Below are 17,905 nucleotides of genomic sequence, written 5' to 3'. Positions count from 1 at the left end.
AGGATACTCATGGTTGAGGCACAACACCAAGCCGAAACTGGCAAAACTGCTAGTGCTGATGACATTGCGTTAGCTGCTCAAAATGAAGTTGATAAACTTGTTGAAAAAGCAACTGTCGCTTTGAATGAGTTTGAGAAGCTTAATCAGCAGCAAATTGATCATATTGTTGCTAAAGCTTCAGTGGCAGCGTTGAATAAACATTTGGTTCTTGCAAAGATGGCTGTTGATGAAACAGGTCGTGGTTTAGTAGAAGATAAAGCTACAAAAAATATCTTTGCATGCGAACATATTACGCATTATCTAGCAGGTCAAAAAACAGTTGGTATTATTCGCGAGGACGATGTTCTCGGAATTGACGAAATAGCTGAACCGGTTGGTATTGTTGCAGGCGTCACTCCAGTTACAAACCCAACTTCTACAGCTATTTTTAAGTCGCTTATTGCACTTAAGACTCGTTGCCCAATTATTTTTGGATTCCATCCTTTCGCGCAAAAGTGCTCTTCTGAAGCAGCTCGAATTGTTCGTGATGCTGCTGTGGCTGCAGGCGCGCCAAAAGATTGCATTCAGTGGATTGAGCATCCTTCAATTGAAGCTACTGGTGCATTGATGAAACATCCAAAGATCGCAACTATTCTTGCAACAGGCGGTCCTGGAATGGTTAAGGCGGCGTATTCTTCAGGAAAACCTGCTCTTGGTGTTGGTGCTGGAAATGCTCCTGCATATGTCGATAGTGATGTTGATATTGTGCGTGCTGCAAACGATTTGATTCTTTCAAAGCATTTTGATTACGGAATGATTTGTGCAACAGAGCAAGCAATTATTGCGCATAAGGATGTATATGAGCCATTGCTTCGCGAATTGAAGCGCAGGAAAGCATATTTTGTTAACGCTGACGAAAAAGCTAAGCTTGAACAATATATGTTTGGATGCACTGCATATTCTGGAAATACGCCAAAACTTAATTCTGTTGTTCCTGGTAAGTCTCCGCAATATATTGCGCACGAAGCTGGATTTGAAATTCCAGAAGATGCTGTGATTTTGGTTGCAGAGTGCAAAGAAGTTGGCGAAATGGAGCCGCTTACTATGGAAAAGCTCGCTCCTGTACACGCAATGCTTCGCGCAGAAAATAAGGAACAAGGCTTCAAGATGTGTGAACAGATGCTTGTGCATGGAGCTGGTCACACTGCTGTAATTCACACAAATAATCAAGATCTTGTGCGCGAATATGGTGTTCGTATGCATGCTTGCAGAATTGTTTGGAATTCTCCTGGATCTCTTGGTGGCGTTGGAGACATTTACAACGCGATTGCTCCTTCGCTTACTCTTGGATGCGGATCTTATGGTGGAAATTCCGTTTCTGGCAACGTACAAGCTATAAATCTTCTTAACATTAAGCGTATTGCACGAAGGAATAATAATATGCAATGGTTCAAGATTCCGGCTAAAACTTATTTTGAGCCGAATGCTATTCGTTATTTGAGGGATATGTATGGCGTTGAGCGCGCAGTTATTGTGTGCGATAAAGTTATGGAGCAGCTTGGCGTAGTCGATAAGATTGTTGATCAGCTTCGTGCTCGAGATAATCGCGTTAGCTTCCGTATTATTGATTATGTTGAGCCTGAGCCAAGCGTTGAAACAGTTGAGCGTGGCGCAGCAATGATGCGTGACGAATTCCAGCCAGACACAATTATTGCTGTTGGTGGCGGTTCTCCAATGGATGCTTCTAAGATTATGTGGCTTATGTACGAGCATCCGGAGATTTCTTTCGCTGATTTGCGAGAAAAGTTCTTCGATATTCGTAAGCGCGCATTTAAGATTCCGCCTCTTGGTAGCAAAGCTAAGCTTATTTGCATACCAACTTCTTCCGGAACTGGTTCTGAAGTTACGCCTTACGCTGTTATTACAGATCACAAGACTGGATACAAGTATCCTATTACGGATTACGCTTTGACTCCAACGGTCGCAATAGTCGATCCTGTTTTGGCTCGTACTCAGCCGCGTCGATTGGCGTGCGATTCTGGTTTTGATGCTTTAACTCATGCTATGGAAGCTTATGTTTCTGTTTACGCAAATGATTTTACGGATGCTATGGCTTTGCACGCTTCGAAACTTATTTGGGAAAATCTCAACGATTCTGTGAATTGTGAAGATTCTCAGCGCAAGATTGAAGCAAAAGAAAAAATGCATAATGCAGCTACTATGGCTGGAATGGCGTTTGGTTCTGCATTCTTAGGAATGTGCCACGCTATGGCTCATACTATTGGTGCTTTGTGCCACGTTGTACACGGTCATACGAACGCAATTTTGCTGCCTTACGTTATTCGCTATAACGGTCAAATTCCGCAAGAGCCAACTAGCTGGCCAAAGTACAACCGCTATATTGCTCTTGAGAGGTATCAGGAGATCGCTAAGAATCTTGGTGTAGATCCTGGTAAAACTCCTGAAGAAGGCGTTGAAAATCTTGCTCGTGCTGTTGAAGAGTATCGAAATGAAAAGCTTGGCATGGACGCTTCGTTCAAGGCTTGTGGCGTAGACGAAGAGTACTACTGGTCGATACTTGACAATATTGGCATGCGTGCTTATGAAGATCAGTGTGCGCCTGCAAATCCTCGCATTCCGCAAATTGAAGATATGAAGGATATTGCTATTGCTGCATATTATGGTGTTTCTCAAGAAGAAGGCCATCGCATGCGCTTGGAGCGTGAAGCGGCGTAATTATTTGCATATCTAGTTAAATAATGGCAGAAGCTCAACTAATTGTAGTTTCTGCCATTTTTTGTTGGAAAATAGCCGACACGCCCGGTTTTTAATAATCGAAGGTTGATGGTTTAATTACTTAGTTGCCTGTTTTAAGGCTCGCATATTGTAATTAAAAAAAGCGAGCGCGGAAGCAAAAACTTTGAATCGAAATCTTTTTGTATGAATAGGTTTTTGATGCCGCGCACTGATGTGGAATTACCCTAGGGGTTTATTCTCGCCGGTGCCCTTGAATTCAGGTTGGTAAACAGTAAACGAATCGCTAGAAAGGGCGGACGGCAATGGCGGGACAGAAAATCCGCATCAGGCTTAAGTCCTATGACCATGAGGTCATCGACCAATCGGCGAAGAAAATCGTCGAGACGGTGACGAACGCGGGCGCCACAGTAGTGGGTCCGGTTCCTCTGCCGACCGAGAAGAACGTGTTTGTTGTTATCCGTTCTCCTCATAAATACAAGGATTCTCGCGAGCATTTCGAGATGCGCACTCATAAGCGCCTCATTGACATCGTAGATCCAACGCCAAAGGCTGTGGATTCTTTGATGCACATTGACCTGCCTGCGGATGTAAACATCGAGATCAAGCTGTAGGAAGGGGGAGAAAGTAATGTCGCAGAATAAGAATCGCACTGCATTGCTCGGCCGCAAGCTGGGTATGTCGCAGGTTTGGGATGAAAACGGCTTCTTCGTCCCCGTAACTCTGGTTGAAGTTGCTACTAACGTAGTTACCGCTGTAAAGACTGTAGAGTCTGACGGTTATTGCGCAGTACAGCTCGGTTACGGCCAGATTGATCCTACCAAGGTGACTAAGCCATTGGCTGGTCATTTTGCAAAGGCTGGTGTAACTCCTCGTCGTCACCTCGCTGAGGTGCGCACCGAGAACGCGGCAGATTATCAGCCAGGTCAGGAATTGACTGCTGAATTGTTCGCTGAGGGTTCTGAAGTAGATGTCACTGGCACTACCAGGGGTAAGGGTTTTGCTGGCACTATCAAGCGTTGGGGCTTCAAGTCCTATCGTCGTACTCACGGCTCGCACAAGAACGAACGTCGCCCAGGTTCTGTGGGCGCTTGCGCAACTCCAAGCCGCATTTTGAAGGGCAAGCGTATGGCTGGTCGCATGGGTCATGTGACTTCCACCGCGCTTAACCTCACCATCGTTTCTTCGGATGTCGAGAACGGCATTCTCGCTATTAAGGGCGCTGTTCCAGGTCCTAAGGGCGCAATCGTTCTCGTCCGTTCGGCAGTGAAGGGAGCCTGATAATTATGGCAAACGTAACTCTGAACGTCACTGATACTAAGGGCAATGCAAACGGAACCGTTGAAGCTCCTGCTGAAATTTTCGGCATCTCCAACGAAGACGTTTTAGCTCACGGTCCACTGGTTCATCAGGTCGTAATCGCTCAGCTTGCTGCTGCTCGTCAGGGCACCCATGCTGTGAAGAATCGTGCTAATGTTTCCGGCGGCGGTAAGAAGCCATGGAAGCAGAAGGGCACCGGTCGTGCTCGCCAGGGTTCCATTCGTGCTCCTCAGTGGGTGCATGGTGGCGTTGTTCACGGTCCAGTTCCTCGTAAGTACGATCAGCGCACCCCGAAGAAGATGAAGGCAGCTGCTCTTCGCTACGTTCTTTCGGATCGTGCAAATGCTGGACGTATTGCTGTAGTTGACTTTGGTATTAAGGATGTTCCATCCACCAAGACAGCTGTTGCAGCACTTACTCCTGTGACCAATAACCAATTCACTACTGTTGTTCTTTCTCGTGAGAACATCAATGAGTGGATGTCTGTACGCAACATTCCAACTGTTCACGTGATCTTCGCTGATCAGCTCAACACTTACGATGTTGTTACAGCTCAGTACGTCGTCTTCTCCAAGGAAGGCTTCGAAGCCTTCGTTGCTGCTAAGACCGAGCCTGTCGTTAAGGAGGCCTGATTTAAATGGTCGCAGTCCATAACCCAGCACATGACGTAATTCTTAAGCCAGTTGTTTCTGAAAAAAGTTACGCAGCTTCTGATCGTGGTCAGTACACTTTCGTAGTGGCTCCAGATGCTAACAAGGTTCAGATCAAGCAGGCTATCGAAGAAATCTTCAAGGTCAAGGTGACAAACGTTAACACTTTGAACCGCGCTGGCAAGTTGAAGCGCTCTCGCACCGGTTTCGGCCGTCGTGTGAACCAGAAGCGTGCTATTGTCACCGTGGCTGAAGGTCAAACGATTGACATCTTTGGTAACTGAAGGCTAGCCGAGAAAAGTAAAGGAATACTATATTATGGCTATCCGCGTTTATAAGCCGACGACTGCAGGCCGTCGCAACGCTTCGGTTTCGGATTTTGCCGAGATCACGCGTTCTACGCCTGAAAAGTCGCTGGTACGCAAACTCAGCAAGACTGGTGGTCGTAACTCTTACGGCCGCATGACTTCTCGCCATCGCGGCGGTGGTCACAAGCGTCAGTATCGTCTCATCGACTTCAAGCGTTGGGACAAGGATGGCGTGCCAGCAAAGGTCGCTCATATTGAGTATGACCCTAACCGTTCCGCTCGCATCGCTTTGTTGCATTACGCAGACGGTGAGAAGCGTTACATTATCGCTCCTGAAGGCGTTGCCCAGGGTGATGTTATTGAGACCGGCGCTCAGGCTGATATTAAGCCAGGCAACAACCTGCCTCTGAAGAATATCCCAACTGGTACCGTGGTTCACGCAATTGAGCTTCGTCCACTTGGTGGTGCGAAGATTGCTCGTTCCGCTGGTGCTGCTGTTCAGCTCGTCGCTAAGGATGGTGCTTATGCGCAGTTGCGTATGCCATCTGGCGAAATTCGTAACGTGGACGCTCGTTGCCGCGCTACTGTTGGCGAAGTAGGTAACTCCGATCACGCCAATATCGAGCTTGGTAAGGCAGGTCGTGCACGTTGGCTTGGTCGTAGACCAATCACCCGAGGCGAATCCATGAACCCTGTGGACCATCCACATGGTGGTCGCACCCGTGGTGGTAAGCCACCAGTTTCTCCATGGGGCAAGGGCGAGGTTCGTACACGTCGTCCAAAGAAGGCTTCGAACAAGATGATTGTTCGTCGTCGCCCGAATGGTAAGAACCGCAAGTAAGGGAGTGTCGAATAGATGACTCGTAGCATCAAGAAGGGCCCTTTCGTCGACGCCCACTTGCAGAAGAAAGTCGACGAGCAAAACGACAAGGGTACGCACAATGTCATTAAGACTTGGTCGCGTCGTTCGATGATCACTCCTGATTTCATTGGACACACCTTTGCCGTACATGATGGCCGCAAGCATGTGCCGGTATTCGTTACCGAAGCCATGGTTGGTCATAAGCTCGGTGAGTTCGCCCCGACCAAGACCTTTAAGGGTCATGTGAAGGACGACAAAAAGGCACGCCGCTAAAGGAGAGTTAGGACACATGGAAGCTAAAGCAATCGCTCGTCACGTTCGCGTGACGCCGCGCAAGGCTCGCCGCATGGTCGACCTCATCCGAGGCAAGCGTGCAAGCGAAGCTATTACCATTTTGAAGTTTGCTCCTCAGGACGCATCATTGCCGGTGCGTAAGGTTCTTGAAAGCGCGATTGCTAACGCTCGCGTTAAGGCTGAAAAAGCCGGTGAACCATTCCGTGAGCAGGACTTGGTCATCAAGGAAACCTATGTGGACGAGGGTGTAACGCTTAAGCGTTTCCGTGCTCGTGCACAGGGTCGCGCTGCGCGCATTAACAAGCGCACAAGCCATATCACTGTTATCGTCTCGCTTAAGGAAGGAGCCCGCTAAAGATGGGTCAGAAGATCAATCCTTTCGGCTATCGCCTGGGCATCACCGAGAATCATCGCTCTAAGTGGTTCTCTGACTCCAACAAAGCTGGCGAGCGTTATCGTGACTTCGTCCTTGAGGATGACAAGATTCGCAAGGAAATGAGCCATGACCTCGAGCGTGCTGGCGTATCTCGTATCGTTATCGAGCGCACTCGTGATCGCGTTCGTGTAGATATTCACACTGCTCGTCCGGGTATTATCATCGGTCGTCGTGGCGCTGAAGCTGAGCGCGTTCGCGCAAAGCTCGAGAAGCTCACAGGCAAGCAAGTACAGCTCAACATCTTCGAAGTGAAGAACGCTGCACTTGACGCTCAGTTGGTTGCTCAGGGAATTGCGGAGCAGTTGACAAACCGTGTTACATTCCGTCGTGCTATGCGTAAGGCACAGCAAGATGCAATGCGTGCAGGTGCCAAGGGTATCCGTATCAAGCTCTCCGGTCGCCTTGGTGGCGCCGAAATGAGCCGCTCTGAGTTCTATCGCGAGGGTCGCGTTCCACTGCAGACTCTTCGTGCCTTGATTGATTACGGCTTCTTTGAAGCTAAGACCACATACGGTCGTATCGGCGTAAAGGTCTGGATCTACAAGGGTGATATGACCGAGCGTGAGTTCGAAGAGCAGCAGGCTCAGCAGGGTAAGCGTGAAGGTCGTCGTGGTGGCGATCGTCGTCCACGTCGTGGCGCACGTCCTGCTAACCAGCAGAAGGCTGCTGAAGCACAGGCTGAAAAGCCAGCTGAAGCTGCAGCTGCTGAAGCTCCTGCCGCAACGGAAACGAAGGAGTGAGCAGATGCTTATCCCAAAGAGGACTAAATATCGTAAGCAGCACCGTCCTACCCGTAGCGGCATGTCTAAGGGTGGCACCGAGATCGCTTTCGGCGATTTTGGTATTCAGGCGCTGGCTCCGGCTTACATCACTAACCGACAGATCGAGGCAGCTCGTATCGCAATGACTCGCTACATTAAGCGTGGCGGTCGTGTGTGGATTACGATCTTCCCAGATCGTCCATTAACCAAGCACCCGCTTGGTGCGCGAATGGGTTCCGGTAAGGGTGCTCCAGAATTCTGGATTGCCAACATCCACCCAGGACGCGTAATGTTCGAGATCGGTGGTGTTTCTGAGGACATCGCTCGCGAGGCTTTGCGCCGTGCTATCGATAAGCTCCCAATGAAATGCCGTGTTATTGCGCGTGAAGGCGGTGACATCTGATGCCAGTCGGAACTGCAGACTACACCATCAAGAATTTGAACGAGAAGACAAATGCTGAGATCGAAGGCTTCTTGAAGAAGTCTAAGGAAGAGCTATTTAACTTGCGCTTCCAGGCAGCAACTGGTCAACTCGAAAACAGCGCTCGCCTCAAGGCGGTCAAGCACGACATTGCCAGGATGTATACTATCCTGCGTGAGCGTGAACTCGGCATCAGCCAAGAGCCTGGCGCCACTGAGGTCAAGGAGAAGTAAGCATGGCTGAGAACCAAGAGCGCAACTTCCGCAAGGTTCGTCGCGGCTACGTCGTGTCCGAGGCCATGGACAAGACAATCGCCGTTGAGCTGGAGCAGCGTTCGACACACCCGCTTTACGGTAAAGTCGTTCGCTCCACCCGCAAGGTCAAAGCCCATGATGAACACAATGAGGCACATATTGGCGACCTCGTGAGTATTATGGAAACTCGGCCACTGAGCAAGACCAAGCGTTGGCGTCTCGACTCGATTATCGAGCGCGCCAAGTAAACAAGTTCGGCAAGGCTCCGCGCTTCACCTGTGTCTGCTAATGTGTAGACACAGGTGAGTGGGGAGAACCAGCTCGGCTAAGGAGAATCAATGATTCAGCAGGAAACGCGGCTTCATGTCGCCGACAACACGGGTGCTAAGGAGTTACTTGCCATCCGCGTGCTCGGTGGATCGAAGCGACGCTATGCCGGCATCGGCGACATCATCGTCGCCTCCGTCAAGGACGCGATCCCTGGCGGGTCGGTCAAGAAAGGCGACGTAGTTAAGGCTGTCGTCGTCCGTACTGTCAAGGAACATCGCCGTGTCGATGGTTCCTATATTAAGTTCGATGAGAACGCCGCCGTAATTCTCGGCTCCGGTCGTGAACCAAAAGGCACTCGTATCTTCGGACCAGTCGGTCGTGAATTGCGTGATCAGCGCTTCATGAAGATTGTGTCCCTTGCTCCGGAGGTGATCTGATATGGTAGCCAAGATTAAGTCCGGCGACCAGGTGAAGGTCATTCGCGGCAAGGATTGCGGTAAGGAAGGCAAAGTAGTTCGTGTACTAGCCGATGACCGTTTGATTGTAGAAGGCGTTCAGATCGTTAAGAAGCACGTTCGCGCCACCCAGCAGGGTCAGCAGGCGGGCATTGTTTCGGTTGAGGCTCCAATCCATCGCTCTAATGTGATGGTTATTGATCCAGAGACCAAGCAGCCTACACGCGTTGGCGTGATTGTTAAGCAAGAGGCTCGTGACGGCAAGGTTAAGACCGTGCGCGTGCGTGTCGCCAAGAAGTCCGGAAAGGAGCTGGCATGACCGATACTACAGTTGAGTTGCCGGCAACTCCGCGCTTAAAGCAACAATACAAGGATGAAATCGTACCAGCCTTGGAGAAAGAATTCGGCCACACTAATCCTATGCAGGTGGCTCGCGTGCAGAAGGTTGTCGTCTCTATGGGTGTCGGCGCTGCAGCTCGTGATTCTAAGCTCATTGAAGGTGCGATTAAGGATCTCACTTTGATTGCCGGCCAGAAGCCAAAGGTAACTAAGGCAAAGAAGTCTGTCGCTCAGTTCCATTTGCGCGAAGGTCAGGCTATCGGTGCTTACGTAACTCTTCGTGGCGATCGTATGTGGGAATTCTTGGATCGTTTGCTCACTCTGGCTTTGCCTCGTATCCGCGATTTCCGTGGTATCAATGGCAACCAGTTTGACGGTCAGGGTAATTACAACTTTGGTCTTACGGAACAGTCTATGTTCCATGAGATTGATCCTGACTCGATTGATCATCAGCGTGGTATGGACATCACCGTGGTGACTACCACCAAGGACGATGTGGAGGCCAAGTCTTTGCTTAAGCACCTCGGTTTCCCATTCAAGGAGAACTGAAATGGCAAAAACCGCTCTGAAAAACAAGGCGGCCGCCAAGCCGAAGTTCAAGGTACGCGCTTATACGCGTTGCCAGGTTTGTGGTCGTCCTCACTCCGTGTATCGCAAGTTCGGTCTGTGCCGCATCTGCCTTCGTGAGAAGGCTCATCGCGGTGAGTTGCCGGGTGTTACGAAGTCCAGTTGGTAAATATCGACGCTGAAGGTCCACTGCTTGAAGACAAAGTTCTCATATAGAGGCGGTGGAAACCACGGCGAGAAAGGGCGTTAGCCCACATGACAATGACAGATCCAATCGCAGACATGTTGACACGTCTGCGTAATGCGAGCGCGGCAAAGCACGATACCGTGGAAATGCCGTACTCCAAATTCAAGGCGAATATCGCCGAGATTCTGAAGCACGAAGGCTATATTAAGGACTTCGCTGCTAAGGAAGCTAAGGTTGGACAGACGTTGGAAATTACGTTGAAGTATGGCTCCAATGGCCAGCGTTCTATCCAAGGCATCAAGCGCATTTCTAAGCCAGGCTTGCGTCGTTACGCAAAGTCTGATGCTTTGCCAATGCCTCTTGGTGGCCTCGGTATTGCTATTATCTCGACCAGCTCGGGATTGTTGACTCAGAAGGAATGTCTCGATCGAGGCATTGGCGGCGAAATCGTCGCCTACGTATGGTGAGAAAGGAGAGCTGAAGATGGCATCGCATATTGGTAAGCTCCCCGTCGACATTCCTACAGGCGTGGAAGTAAAGATTGAAGGTCAGTCCTTCAGCGTCAAAGGCGCTAAGGGTTCTGATTCTTATGAAATTCCAGAGGGAATCACCGCAGCAGTCGCTGACAATCAGATTGTTCTGACTCCAGTTGACGATTTGCGTCCAACTCGTGCAAAGCATGGTTTGGCTCGTGCAATTGTTGCTTCTATGGTGAAGGGTGTACATGAAGGCTACACCAAGACTTTGGATATTGTCGGTACCGGTTATCGTGCAGTGATGAAGGGCAAGGGCATTGAGTTCTCGCTCGGTTATTCTCACACTATTACCGTTCAACCACCGGCAGGTATTGAGTTCGAGTTGCCAAATCCTAACCAGGTAATCGTAAAGGGCACCGATAAGCAGACTGTTGGTCAGGTTGCTGCTAACATTCGTAAGCTTCGTGCTCCAGAACCTTACAAGGGTAAGGGTATTAAGTACACCGATGAACGTATCCTGCGCAAGGCTGGAAAGGCTGGTAAGTGATATGAGCGTTAAGATTTTCGGTAAGGGTACCAAAGTCGCACGTTTGCGTCGTCACGCCCGTCTTCGTAAGCACATTGCCGGCACATCTGAACGTCCTCGTTTAGTTGTTTCCCGTTCTAACCGTCATATGGTTGCTCAGATTGTGGATGATACCAAGGGAATTACTTTGGTAAGTGCTTCCACTTTGACTGCTGACTTCGCTGGTTTCACTGGCACGAAGACTGAAGCTGCAACCAAGGTTGGCGAATTAGTAGCGGCTAAGGCGAAGGAAGCGGGTATCACCGCTGTAGTCTTCGACCGTGGCGGTAACAAATATCATGGTCGCGTCGCAGCAGTGGCTGAAGGCGCCCGTCAGGGAGGTCTGGCACTGTGAGCGACAACGAAAAGGAAACCCAAGTGGCTGAAGAAACTCAGAACACTCAGGCATCCGCTGAGGAGCGTAACGATGATCGTCGTTCTCGCCGTAACAAGGGCGAGGGTAAACGCGGCGAACGTCGTAATCGTCGTGAAGAAAACCGTGGCGAAGAGCTTCTGGATCGCGTAGTTACTATTAACCGTGTTTCCAAGACCCACAAGGGTGGTCGTACCTTTAGCTTTGCAGCACTTGTTGTTGTTGGCGACGGTAAGGGCACTGTTGGTGTTGGTTACGGCAAGTCTCGCGAAGTTCCAGCTGCTATTGCTAAGGGTCAGCTTGACGCTAAGAAGCATATGTTCACTGTTCCACGCATTCGTGGCACCGTCACTCATCCAGTGCTCGGTCACGATGCTGCTGGTACTGTGTTGCTCCGTCCAGCTGCTCCAGGTACTGGTGTAATTGCTGGTGGTGCTGTACGCGCTGTTATGGAATGCGCCGGCATTACGGACATCCTCACCAAGTCCATGGGCTCTGCAACTGCTGTAAACGTAGTGCGTGCTACTGTGGACGCTTTGAAGAAGCTCGAAGAGCCAGAAGAGATTTCTGCTCGTCGTGGTCTTTCTCTTGAGGAAGTCGCTCCTGATGCTTTGCTCCGTGAGCGTGCTGCCGGCATTGCCGAAGCTCGCAAGGCTCGCGAAGAAGCTCAGGCCGCCAAGGCATCTGAAGCAAAGGATGGTGAGTGATGTCAAATTTGAAGATCACTCTGGTGCATGGTTTAGTTCATACAACTGAGCGCCAGCGCGCGAATGTTCATACGCTCGGCCTTCATAAGATTGGTCACAGCGTAGTTCGCGAGGACACCCCCGTCAATCGTGGCTTGGTTATGGCCGTTCGCCACTTGGTGAGCGTCGAGGAGGTCGACTGATTATGGCTAACGAAGAACCAATGCTGCATATGCACACGTTGCGCCCAGCTCCAGGAGCTAAGAAGGATCGCATCCGTGTAGGTCGTGGTGAAGGCTCTAAGGGTAAGACCTCAGGTCGTGGTGATAAGGGCACAAAGAAGCGTTATCAGGTTCGTCCTGGCTTCGAAGGTGGTCAGCTCCCACTGTACATGCGCTTGCCTAAGTTGCGTGGCTTCAAGAGTCCTTTCAAGAAGGAATTCCAAGTCGTCAACGTTGCAGATCTTGCTGAACTTTTCCCAAAGGGTGGCGAGGTTACTGTAGCTGACCTTATTACTAAGGGCGCTGTACGTGATGGCTATCCTGTAAAAGTTCTTGGTGATGGTGAATTGACTGTTGCCTTGACTCTTAAGGGTATGAAGGCTTCTGCTTCTGCTAAGGCAAAGGTTGAGGCTGCCGGCGGCTCCATCAGCGAAGAGTAGTTAAAGGCTACTTAAAGCTTGATGCAGTTATAAATCTGTGATAGTCCCTCTAGCATTGTCTAGAGGGACTATTTTTATCACCAAAACTCACCAATAACCTATTTCAGTAGGTACCGTGGGTTAAACTATCGTCTCAGAGTTTGTTTTTTGCACTGTTGCGCCTAGGAGTGCGCGAAAAAAGGGAGGAAGACCCAGGTGAAAACGTTAATCCAGGCCTTCAGGACGAAGGAGTTGAGGAACAAGATCCTCTTCGTCTTCGCTATGATAATTATTTATCGTATTGGTTCATTTATTCCGATTCCGGGTGTGGACTATAAAGTTGTGCACGCTTGCACTGTTAAATTAGCTTCATCGAGCGAGAACTTTATTGGGTTAGTTAACTTGTTCTCAGGTGGCTCGCTGTTGCAGCTTTCTATTTTTGCTTTGGGTGTTATGCCTTACATCACTGCTTCCATTGTGATTCAGCTTTTGCGCGTGGTTATTCCTCGCTTCGAAGCTCTTCATAAGGAAGGTCAGTCTGGAGAAACAAAGCTTACGCAGTACACGCGTTACCTAACTATTGGATTGGCAATTTTGCAATCTACTACGATTTTGGTAACAGCACGTACGGGTGCTTTGTTTAATTATCAGTGCGGAAATAATATTATTCCAGACGGAAGCATGTGGAGCCTTATTGTCATGGTTTTGATCATGACTGGCGGCACTGGTCTTATTATGTGGATGGCAGAACTCATTACCGATAAGGGTATCGGTCAAGGCATGTCTGTCTTAATCTTTATGTCTATTTGCTCTGGCTTCTTGCCAAAGCTTTGGGAGATTGGTTGGGGAACCAACGGTTCTAATGGCGATTGGAATAAGTTCGCTATTGTTGGTGGCGTTTTGATTGTTATCCTCATATTTGTTGACTTTGTTGAGCTTGCTCAGCGTCGTATTCCTGTGCAGTATACGCGTCGCATGATTGGCCGAAAAATGTATGGCGGCTCTTCGACTTATTTGCCATTAAAGGTAAATATGAGTGGTGTTATTCCACCAATCTTTGCTTCGTCAATTCTTGCTGTTCCTACTCTTATTGCTCAGTTTGGAGATAAGAGCAAGGCTTGGGTGAATTGGATTGAAGCTAATTTGGCTAATTCCACTTCTGCTTGGTATATTGCGTTTTACACAGTAATGATTGTGTTCTTCTGCTTCTTCTACACAGAGATTACTTTTAATCCTGATGAGACTGCAGATAACATGAAAGAGTATGGTGGCTTCATACCAGGCATTCGCGCTGGTAGTGCTACAAGTCATTATCTTAGCTATGTTATGAATAGGTTGAATACTGTCGGTGCTATTTATTTGCTCTTTGTTGCATTGATTCCTACCGTTTTGATTATGGCTTTGCATTTGAATACAAAATTGCCATTTGGTGGTACAACAATTTTGATTATTGCTGGCGTTGGTTTGGATACGTTGCGTCAAGCAAAGGCTCAGACTGAACAATTCCAGTATGCTGGTTTCTTGTTCAAGCATGATGAGCAAAAGCAAGTATCTAAGTAACTACAGTTAGCGAGCTAAGGAGATGAATATGCGATTACTAATTATGGGTCCACAGGGCGTTGGAAAAGGCACTCAGGCCGCTTTGTTAAGTGAGCATTATGGCATTCCAGCGATTTCTACTGGTGATATTTTCCGCTATAACCTTAAGAATCATACTGAGCTTGGAAAACAGGTTCAGGGATATCTTGACAAGGGCGAGTTGGTTCCAGATGAGCTGACTAACAGCATTGTTAAGGATCGTCTTGCTCAGGACGATGCAAAGAGCGGCTGGATTCTCGACGGTTATCCTCGCAACGCTTCTCAGGTTCAAGCTTTGGATCGTATGTTGGAAGAGCTTGGCACTCCTCTCGATCACGTTGTGGCTCTCGAGGCTGAGCGCGATGTTTTGCTCGAACGCATGCAAAAGCGTGCAGTGGAGCAAGGTCGTTCTGACGATACTCCAGAAGTAATTGCTAAGCGTTTAGAAACGTATGAGAAGGAAACAGCTCCATTGCTTGATATCTATGATAGCCGCGGTCAGTTGGTTGAAGTAGATGGCGTTGGAGATATTAAGGAAATCAATAATCGCATTGTTGAATCACTTAATTAAGTAGTGCGTTTTTAAATTTAAAAAGTAAAATGCGTTCTGTTCGACACGCCGAGTGTTGAATGGGACGCATTTACTGTATTATAAAAGATTGGCGTGTCTTCGGATGCGCAAAGTAGTATGCCCAAGGAACGGAACGAGGCTCATGGCAAAAGACGGTGTGATTGAAGTCGAAGGCACGGTAGTAGAAGCACTACCAAATGCGATGTTTCGCGTTCAGCTTGAGAATGAGCACATTGTTTTAGCTACGATCTCTGGTAAGATGCGTAAAAATTATATTCGCATTCTTCCTCAGGATCGTGTAGTGCTAGAGATGAGCCCTTACGATCTGAATCGTGGGCGTATTACGTACCGTTATAAGTAAGGTACAAGCAAAGGAAAACCATGAAGGTCAGCCCTAGCGTGAAGAGGATCTGCGAAAACTGCCGCGTGATCCGCCGTCACGGCCGCGTCATGGTGATCTGCATTAACCCACGTCATAAGCAGCGTCAGGGCTGAGCAGATTTCCATCGCGGAATACAAAGAATAAGGCGCTAAGTCACAGCAGAAGCTGAACCCTGGGTGCGCAGGCCCAGGCCGCATTTAATTTCTATTAATGCGGAAGACTTGGTGCACGACCTGCGTAACAGTAAAGGAATTACAATGGCACGTCTTGCCGGAGTAGATATTCCCAATGAGAAGCGCATTGAGATTGCCCTCACCTACATTTTTGGTGTTGGTCGTACTCGCGCTAAGGAAACGCTTGCCGCGACCGGTGTTAATCCGGACACTCGCGTCAAGGATCTTACGGATGAACAGCTGATCACCTTGCGTGATTATCTTGAGGCCAATTACAAGATTGAAGGCGATTTGCGTCGTGAGATTGACGCTGACATCCGTCGTAAGATTCAGATCAACTGCTATCAAGGCCAGCGTCATCGCAAGGGTCTTCCTGTGCGTGGTCAGCGTACTAAGACTAATGCTCGTACTCGCAAGGGTCCGAAGCGTACTGTCGCCGGGAAGAAGAAGGCCACCCGATAGTAGTCGGTGGTCGGCTCTAGGCCACGGATATATTTCCATCGTCTAGACATACCAACTCATTCGTCATTAGGAAACGAGGGTCAATGGCAGCTGCAAAGCAAGCCTCGCGCAAGCCGCGTCGCCGGGACCGCAAGTCGGTGCCGGTTGGGCAGGCGCATATTAAATCAACATTCAATAACACGATTATCTCCATTACCGATCCATCCGGTGCAGTCCTTTCTTGGGCTTCCGGCGGTGATGTCGGCTTTAAGGGTTCCCGTAAGTCGACTCCTTACGCTGCAGGTATGGCTGCTGAGTCTGCTGCACGCAAGGCAATGGAGCATGGCCTCAAGAAGGTCGACGTGTTTGTTAAGGGTCCAGGTTCCGGTCGTGAAACCGCTATCCGTTCCCTCCAGTCCGCGGGTCTCGAAGTTGGTTCTATTACCGACGTTACCCCACAAGCGCATAACGGCGTACGCCCACCAAAGCGTCGCCGCGTCTGAGCACTCTTACGAATCCATCCATCCAACCCGCTTATGGGCGGCGAGTGCACCACCGACCAGAAGCTGAAAGGATACCAAAGTGCTTATCGCACAGCGTCCGACACTTACCGAGGAATCACTGAATCCCCAGCGTTCTCGCTTTACTATTGAACCGCTGGAACCAGGTTTTGGCTACACTCTCGGCAATTCGCTGCGTCGTACCTTGTTAAGCTCTATTCCAGGTGCTGCCGTTACTTCGGTTCGCATCTCTGGAGCTTTGCATGAGTTTACGACTCTGCCAGGTGTTGAAGAAGATGTCACTGAAATTCTGCTGAACATCAAGGGCATCGTGCTCACGAGTGAGTACGACGAGCCTGTAGTGATGTATTTGCGCAAGAATGGTAAAGGTGAGGCCACTGCTGGAGATATTACTCCTCCAGCCGGTGTTACTATTGCTAATCCTGACTTGCATATTGCTACACTCGCAGAAGATGGTGAACTTGAAATTGAGTTTACTGTTGAACGCGGTCGCGGCTACGTGCCAGCTCAGATGAACAAGCAGGAGAACAGCGAAATCGGCCGCATTCCTGTGGATTCGATCTACTCACCAGTTTTGAAGGTGAGCTATAAGGTCGAAGCTACCCGCGTGGAACAGCGCACGGACTTCGATAAGCTCATCCTGGATGTGGAAACCAAGCCAGCTATTACACCGCGTGATGCAGTTGCATCTGCAGGCTCGACTTTAGTTGAGCTTTTCGGTCTTTGCCGTGAGCTTAACGTTGATGCTGAAGGTGTTGAAGTTGGTCCAGCGCCAACTCATGATGAAGCTGATTCTCAGTTGGCTATACCGATTGAAGATATGAATTTTACTCAGCGTAGCTATAATTGCTTGAAACGTGAGGGTATTCATACAGTCGGCGAACTGGTAGTTCACACTGAGCAGGATTTGCTCGATATTCGTAATTTCGGCATGAAATCCATCGATGAAGTTAAAGAGAAGTTGCAGGCAATGGGTCTGTCTTTGAAGGCTTCACCGATTGGCTTCGACGCCAATAATCTCGAAGGTGGCACTTTCTTCTCGCCTGAAGACGAGTAAGTTCCGCCTGCAATCGTCGTAACGTTCGGATGTTCGGGTTGATGCCCACCTGAACGATGCGACAATAAGGAGTAATAATGCCTACACCGAAACAAGGCCCTCGTCTGGCTTCTAGCCCGGCTCATGAGCGCCTGATGCTGGCCAATATGGCGACCAGCCTCTTCCAGCACGGTCGTATCGTAACGACGTTGCCAAAGGCAAAGCGTCTTCGTCCGCTTGCTGAGCGTTTGATTTCGTTCGCTAAGCGTGGCGATTTGCATTCGCGTCGTCGTGTGTTGCGTGTAATTCGCAACAAGTCCGTGGTTCACGTGCTTTTCACTCAGATTGCTGAGCAGATGAAGCAGCGTGAAGGTGGTTACACACGTATCGTGAAGATTGCTCCACGTCGTGGTGATACCGCTCCTCAGGCAATTATTGAGCTCGTAACTGAGCCAGTAAGCCCAAAGAAGGCTGTTGTGAAGGAAGCTGAAGCAGCTACCAAGGTTGCAGCTAAAGAAGAAGCTGCCGAGTAGTCAGCATTTCAGCTTTACGCATCGGTAAAGTAAATCTTAAAGTTAAGCGTAAAATCGCTTCTTGAAGAATTGC

At 49.2% G+C, this 17,905-nt stretch carries 30 protein-coding genes; all 30 read left to right on the top strand.

The genetic code is table 11. From position 1 onward, the window contains the following. The first annotated feature begins 9 nt into the window (after window positions 1-9). The 30 genes from adhE to rplQ all read left to right on the top strand — a co-directional run bounded on the left by adhE (window position 10) and on the right by rplQ (window position 17,832). Complete coding sequence (gene adhE, locus P0108_RS01155) at window positions 10-2,715, top strand: bifunctional acetaldehyde-CoA/alcohol dehydrogenase (protein WP_116773821.1); 2,706 nt, start codon at window positions 10-12, stop codon at window positions 2,713-2,715. 323 nt (window positions 2,716-3,038) lie between these two features. After that, window positions 3,039-3,347, top strand: coding sequence for a 30S ribosomal protein S10 (gene rpsJ / locus P0108_RS01150; protein ID WP_003808013.1), 309 nt, complete (start codon window positions 3,039-3,041; stop codon window positions 3,345-3,347). A 16-nt stretch (window positions 3,348-3,363) separates the two neighbouring features. Next, window positions 3,364-4,014: a 50S ribosomal protein L3 gene (gene rplC, locus P0108_RS01145; RefSeq protein ID WP_102703345.1), complete on the top strand. Its 651-nt coding sequence runs from the start codon at window positions 3,364-3,366 to the stop codon at window positions 4,012-4,014. A gap of 5 nt (window positions 4,015-4,019) precedes the next feature. After that, on the top strand, window positions 4,020-4,685 hold the full coding sequence (gene rplD, locus P0108_RS01140) for a 50S ribosomal protein L4 (RefSeq protein ID WP_012913826.1): 666 nt from the start codon (window positions 4,020-4,022) through the stop codon (window positions 4,683-4,685). A gap of 5 nt (window positions 4,686-4,690) precedes the next feature. Next, window positions 4,691-4,987 carry a 50S ribosomal protein L23 gene (gene rplW, locus P0108_RS01135; RefSeq protein WP_004105515.1) on the top strand — a complete coding sequence of 99 codons (297 nt, stop codon included), beginning with the start codon at window positions 4,691-4,693 and terminating at the stop codon, window positions 4,985-4,987. A gap of 34 nt (window positions 4,988-5,021) precedes the next feature. Then, window positions 5,022-5,852: a 50S ribosomal protein L2 gene (rplB, locus tag P0108_RS01130; protein WP_004574091.1), complete on the top strand. Its 831-nt coding sequence runs from the start codon at window positions 5,022-5,024 to the stop codon at window positions 5,850-5,852. Between the two features lie 15 nt (window positions 5,853-5,867). Further along, the gene (gene rpsS / locus P0108_RS01125; protein WP_004114357.1) at window positions 5,868-6,146 is read left to right on the top strand and encodes a 30S ribosomal protein S19; all 279 of its coding nucleotides are present in this window, start codon (window positions 5,868-5,870) and stop codon (window positions 6,144-6,146) included. 16 nt (window positions 6,147-6,162) lie between these two features. Further along, entirely contained in the window at window positions 6,163-6,522 is a 360-nt protein-coding gene (gene rplV / locus P0108_RS01120; protein ID WP_004105510.1) for a 50S ribosomal protein L22, read from the top strand. A 2-nt stretch (window positions 6,523-6,524) separates the two neighbouring features. Continuing rightward, window positions 6,525-7,343, top strand: a complete 819-nt coding sequence (gene rpsC, locus P0108_RS01115; protein ID WP_004574090.1) for a 30S ribosomal protein S3 — start codon at window positions 6,525-6,527, stop codon at window positions 7,341-7,343. A gap of 4 nt (window positions 7,344-7,347) precedes the next feature. Then, on the top strand, window positions 7,348-7,767 hold the full coding sequence (gene rplP, locus P0108_RS01110) for a 50S ribosomal protein L16 (RefSeq protein WP_004109684.1): 420 nt from the start codon (window positions 7,348-7,350) through the stop codon (window positions 7,765-7,767). Continuing rightward, window positions 7,767-8,018 (top strand): 50S ribosomal protein L29, encoded by a 252-nt coding sequence (gene rpmC, locus P0108_RS01105; protein WP_004105502.1) that lies wholly within the window; start codon window positions 7,767-7,769, stop codon window positions 8,016-8,018. The genes rplP and rpmC overlap by 1 nt, the downstream gene beginning before the upstream one ends. Before the next feature lie 2 nt (window positions 8,019-8,020). Next, window positions 8,021-8,287 (top strand): 30S ribosomal protein S17, encoded by a 267-nt coding sequence (rpsQ, locus tag P0108_RS01100; protein WP_004114365.1) that lies wholly within the window; start codon window positions 8,021-8,023, stop codon window positions 8,285-8,287. A 90-nt stretch (window positions 8,288-8,377) separates the two neighbouring features. Further along, entirely contained in the window at window positions 8,378-8,746 is a 369-nt protein-coding gene (gene rplN, locus P0108_RS01095; RefSeq protein ID WP_004574089.1) for a 50S ribosomal protein L14, read from the top strand. Between the two features lies 1 nt (window position 8,747). Continuing rightward, window positions 8,748-9,083, top strand: coding sequence for a 50S ribosomal protein L24 (gene rplX / locus P0108_RS01090; RefSeq protein ID WP_473730687.1), 336 nt, complete (start codon window positions 8,748-8,750; stop codon window positions 9,081-9,083). Then, window positions 9,080-9,652, top strand: coding sequence for a 50S ribosomal protein L5 (gene rplE, locus P0108_RS01085; protein WP_004109679.1), 573 nt, complete (start codon window positions 9,080-9,082; stop codon window positions 9,650-9,652). Before rplX ends, rplE begins: the two co-directional genes overlap by 4 nt. Before the next feature lies 1 nt (window position 9,653). Then, window positions 9,654-9,839, top strand: coding sequence for a type Z 30S ribosomal protein S14 (locus P0108_RS01080; protein ID WP_003808046.1), 186 nt, complete (start codon window positions 9,654-9,656; stop codon window positions 9,837-9,839). Between the two features lie 86 nt (window positions 9,840-9,925). Beyond that, the gene (gene rpsH, locus P0108_RS01075; RefSeq protein ID WP_004105495.1) at window positions 9,926-10,324 is read left to right on the top strand and encodes a 30S ribosomal protein S8; all 399 of its coding nucleotides are present in this window, start codon (window positions 9,926-9,928) and stop codon (window positions 10,322-10,324) included. A 16-nt stretch (window positions 10,325-10,340) separates the two neighbouring features. Beyond that, window positions 10,341-10,880 carry a 50S ribosomal protein L6 gene (rplF, locus tag P0108_RS01070; protein ID WP_119504592.1) on the top strand — a complete coding sequence of 180 codons (540 nt, stop codon included), beginning with the start codon at window positions 10,341-10,343 and terminating at the stop codon, window positions 10,878-10,880. 1 nt (window position 10,881) lies between these two features. Further along, window positions 10,882-11,253, top strand: coding sequence for a 50S ribosomal protein L18 (gene rplR / locus P0108_RS01065; protein WP_004109670.1), 372 nt, complete (start codon window positions 10,882-10,884; stop codon window positions 11,251-11,253). Further along, window positions 11,250-11,978, top strand: coding sequence for a 30S ribosomal protein S5 (gene rpsE / locus P0108_RS01060; RefSeq protein WP_004574087.1), 729 nt, complete (start codon window positions 11,250-11,252; stop codon window positions 11,976-11,978). The genes rplR and rpsE overlap by 4 nt, the downstream gene beginning before the upstream one ends. Next, a complete protein-coding gene (gene rpmD, locus P0108_RS01055; protein WP_004105491.1) occupies window positions 11,978-12,160 on the top strand; it encodes a 50S ribosomal protein L30 in 183 nt (60 codons plus the stop codon). The genes rpsE and rpmD overlap by 1 nt, the downstream gene beginning before the upstream one ends. Before the next feature lie 2 nt (window positions 12,161-12,162). Further along, window positions 12,163-12,618, top strand: a complete 456-nt coding sequence (gene rplO / locus P0108_RS01050) for a 50S ribosomal protein L15 (RefSeq protein ID WP_004105490.1) — start codon at window positions 12,163-12,165, stop codon at window positions 12,616-12,618. 195 nt (window positions 12,619-12,813) lie between these two features. Beyond that, the gene (gene secY, locus P0108_RS01045) at window positions 12,814-14,157 is read left to right on the top strand and encodes a preprotein translocase subunit SecY (RefSeq protein WP_004574086.1); all 1,344 of its coding nucleotides are present in this window, start codon (window positions 12,814-12,816) and stop codon (window positions 14,155-14,157) included. Between the two features lie 28 nt (window positions 14,158-14,185). Next, window positions 14,186-14,746, top strand: a complete 561-nt coding sequence (locus tag P0108_RS01040) for an adenylate kinase (RefSeq protein ID WP_012913828.1) — start codon at window positions 14,186-14,188, stop codon at window positions 14,744-14,746. Between the two features lie 142 nt (window positions 14,747-14,888). Further along, window positions 14,889-15,107, top strand: coding sequence for a translation initiation factor IF-1 (gene infA, locus P0108_RS01035; RefSeq protein WP_004105485.1), 219 nt, complete (start codon window positions 14,889-14,891; stop codon window positions 15,105-15,107). 20 nt (window positions 15,108-15,127) lie between these two features. Next, complete coding sequence (rpmJ, locus tag P0108_RS01030) at window positions 15,128-15,241, top strand: 50S ribosomal protein L36 (RefSeq protein ID WP_003842636.1); 114 nt, start codon at window positions 15,128-15,130, stop codon at window positions 15,239-15,241. A 144-nt stretch (window positions 15,242-15,385) separates the two neighbouring features. Beyond that, a complete protein-coding gene (rpsM, locus tag P0108_RS01025) occupies window positions 15,386-15,763 on the top strand; it encodes a 30S ribosomal protein S13 (RefSeq protein WP_004105472.1) in 378 nt (125 codons plus the stop codon). Window positions 15,764-15,846: 83 nt separating this feature from the next. After that, the gene (gene rpsK / locus P0108_RS01020; RefSeq protein WP_004105468.1) at window positions 15,847-16,245 is read left to right on the top strand and encodes a 30S ribosomal protein S11; all 399 of its coding nucleotides are present in this window, start codon (window positions 15,847-15,849) and stop codon (window positions 16,243-16,245) included. A gap of 79 nt (window positions 16,246-16,324) precedes the next feature. Next, on the top strand, window positions 16,325-17,320 hold the full coding sequence (locus P0108_RS01015; RefSeq protein ID WP_004574084.1) for a DNA-directed RNA polymerase subunit alpha: 996 nt from the start codon (window positions 16,325-16,327) through the stop codon (window positions 17,318-17,320). A 77-nt stretch (window positions 17,321-17,397) separates the two neighbouring features. Beyond that, a complete protein-coding gene (gene rplQ / locus P0108_RS01010; RefSeq protein WP_004129014.1) occupies window positions 17,398-17,832 on the top strand; it encodes a 50S ribosomal protein L17 in 435 nt (144 codons plus the stop codon). Window positions 17,833-17,905: the final 73 nt, after the last annotated feature.

The sequence above is a fragment of the Gardnerella sp. c10Ua_244 genome, from assembly GCF_055818055.1.
The sequence above is the reverse complement of the archived record's forward strand: the minus strand, read 5'-3'. Positions and strand labels throughout refer to the sequence as shown.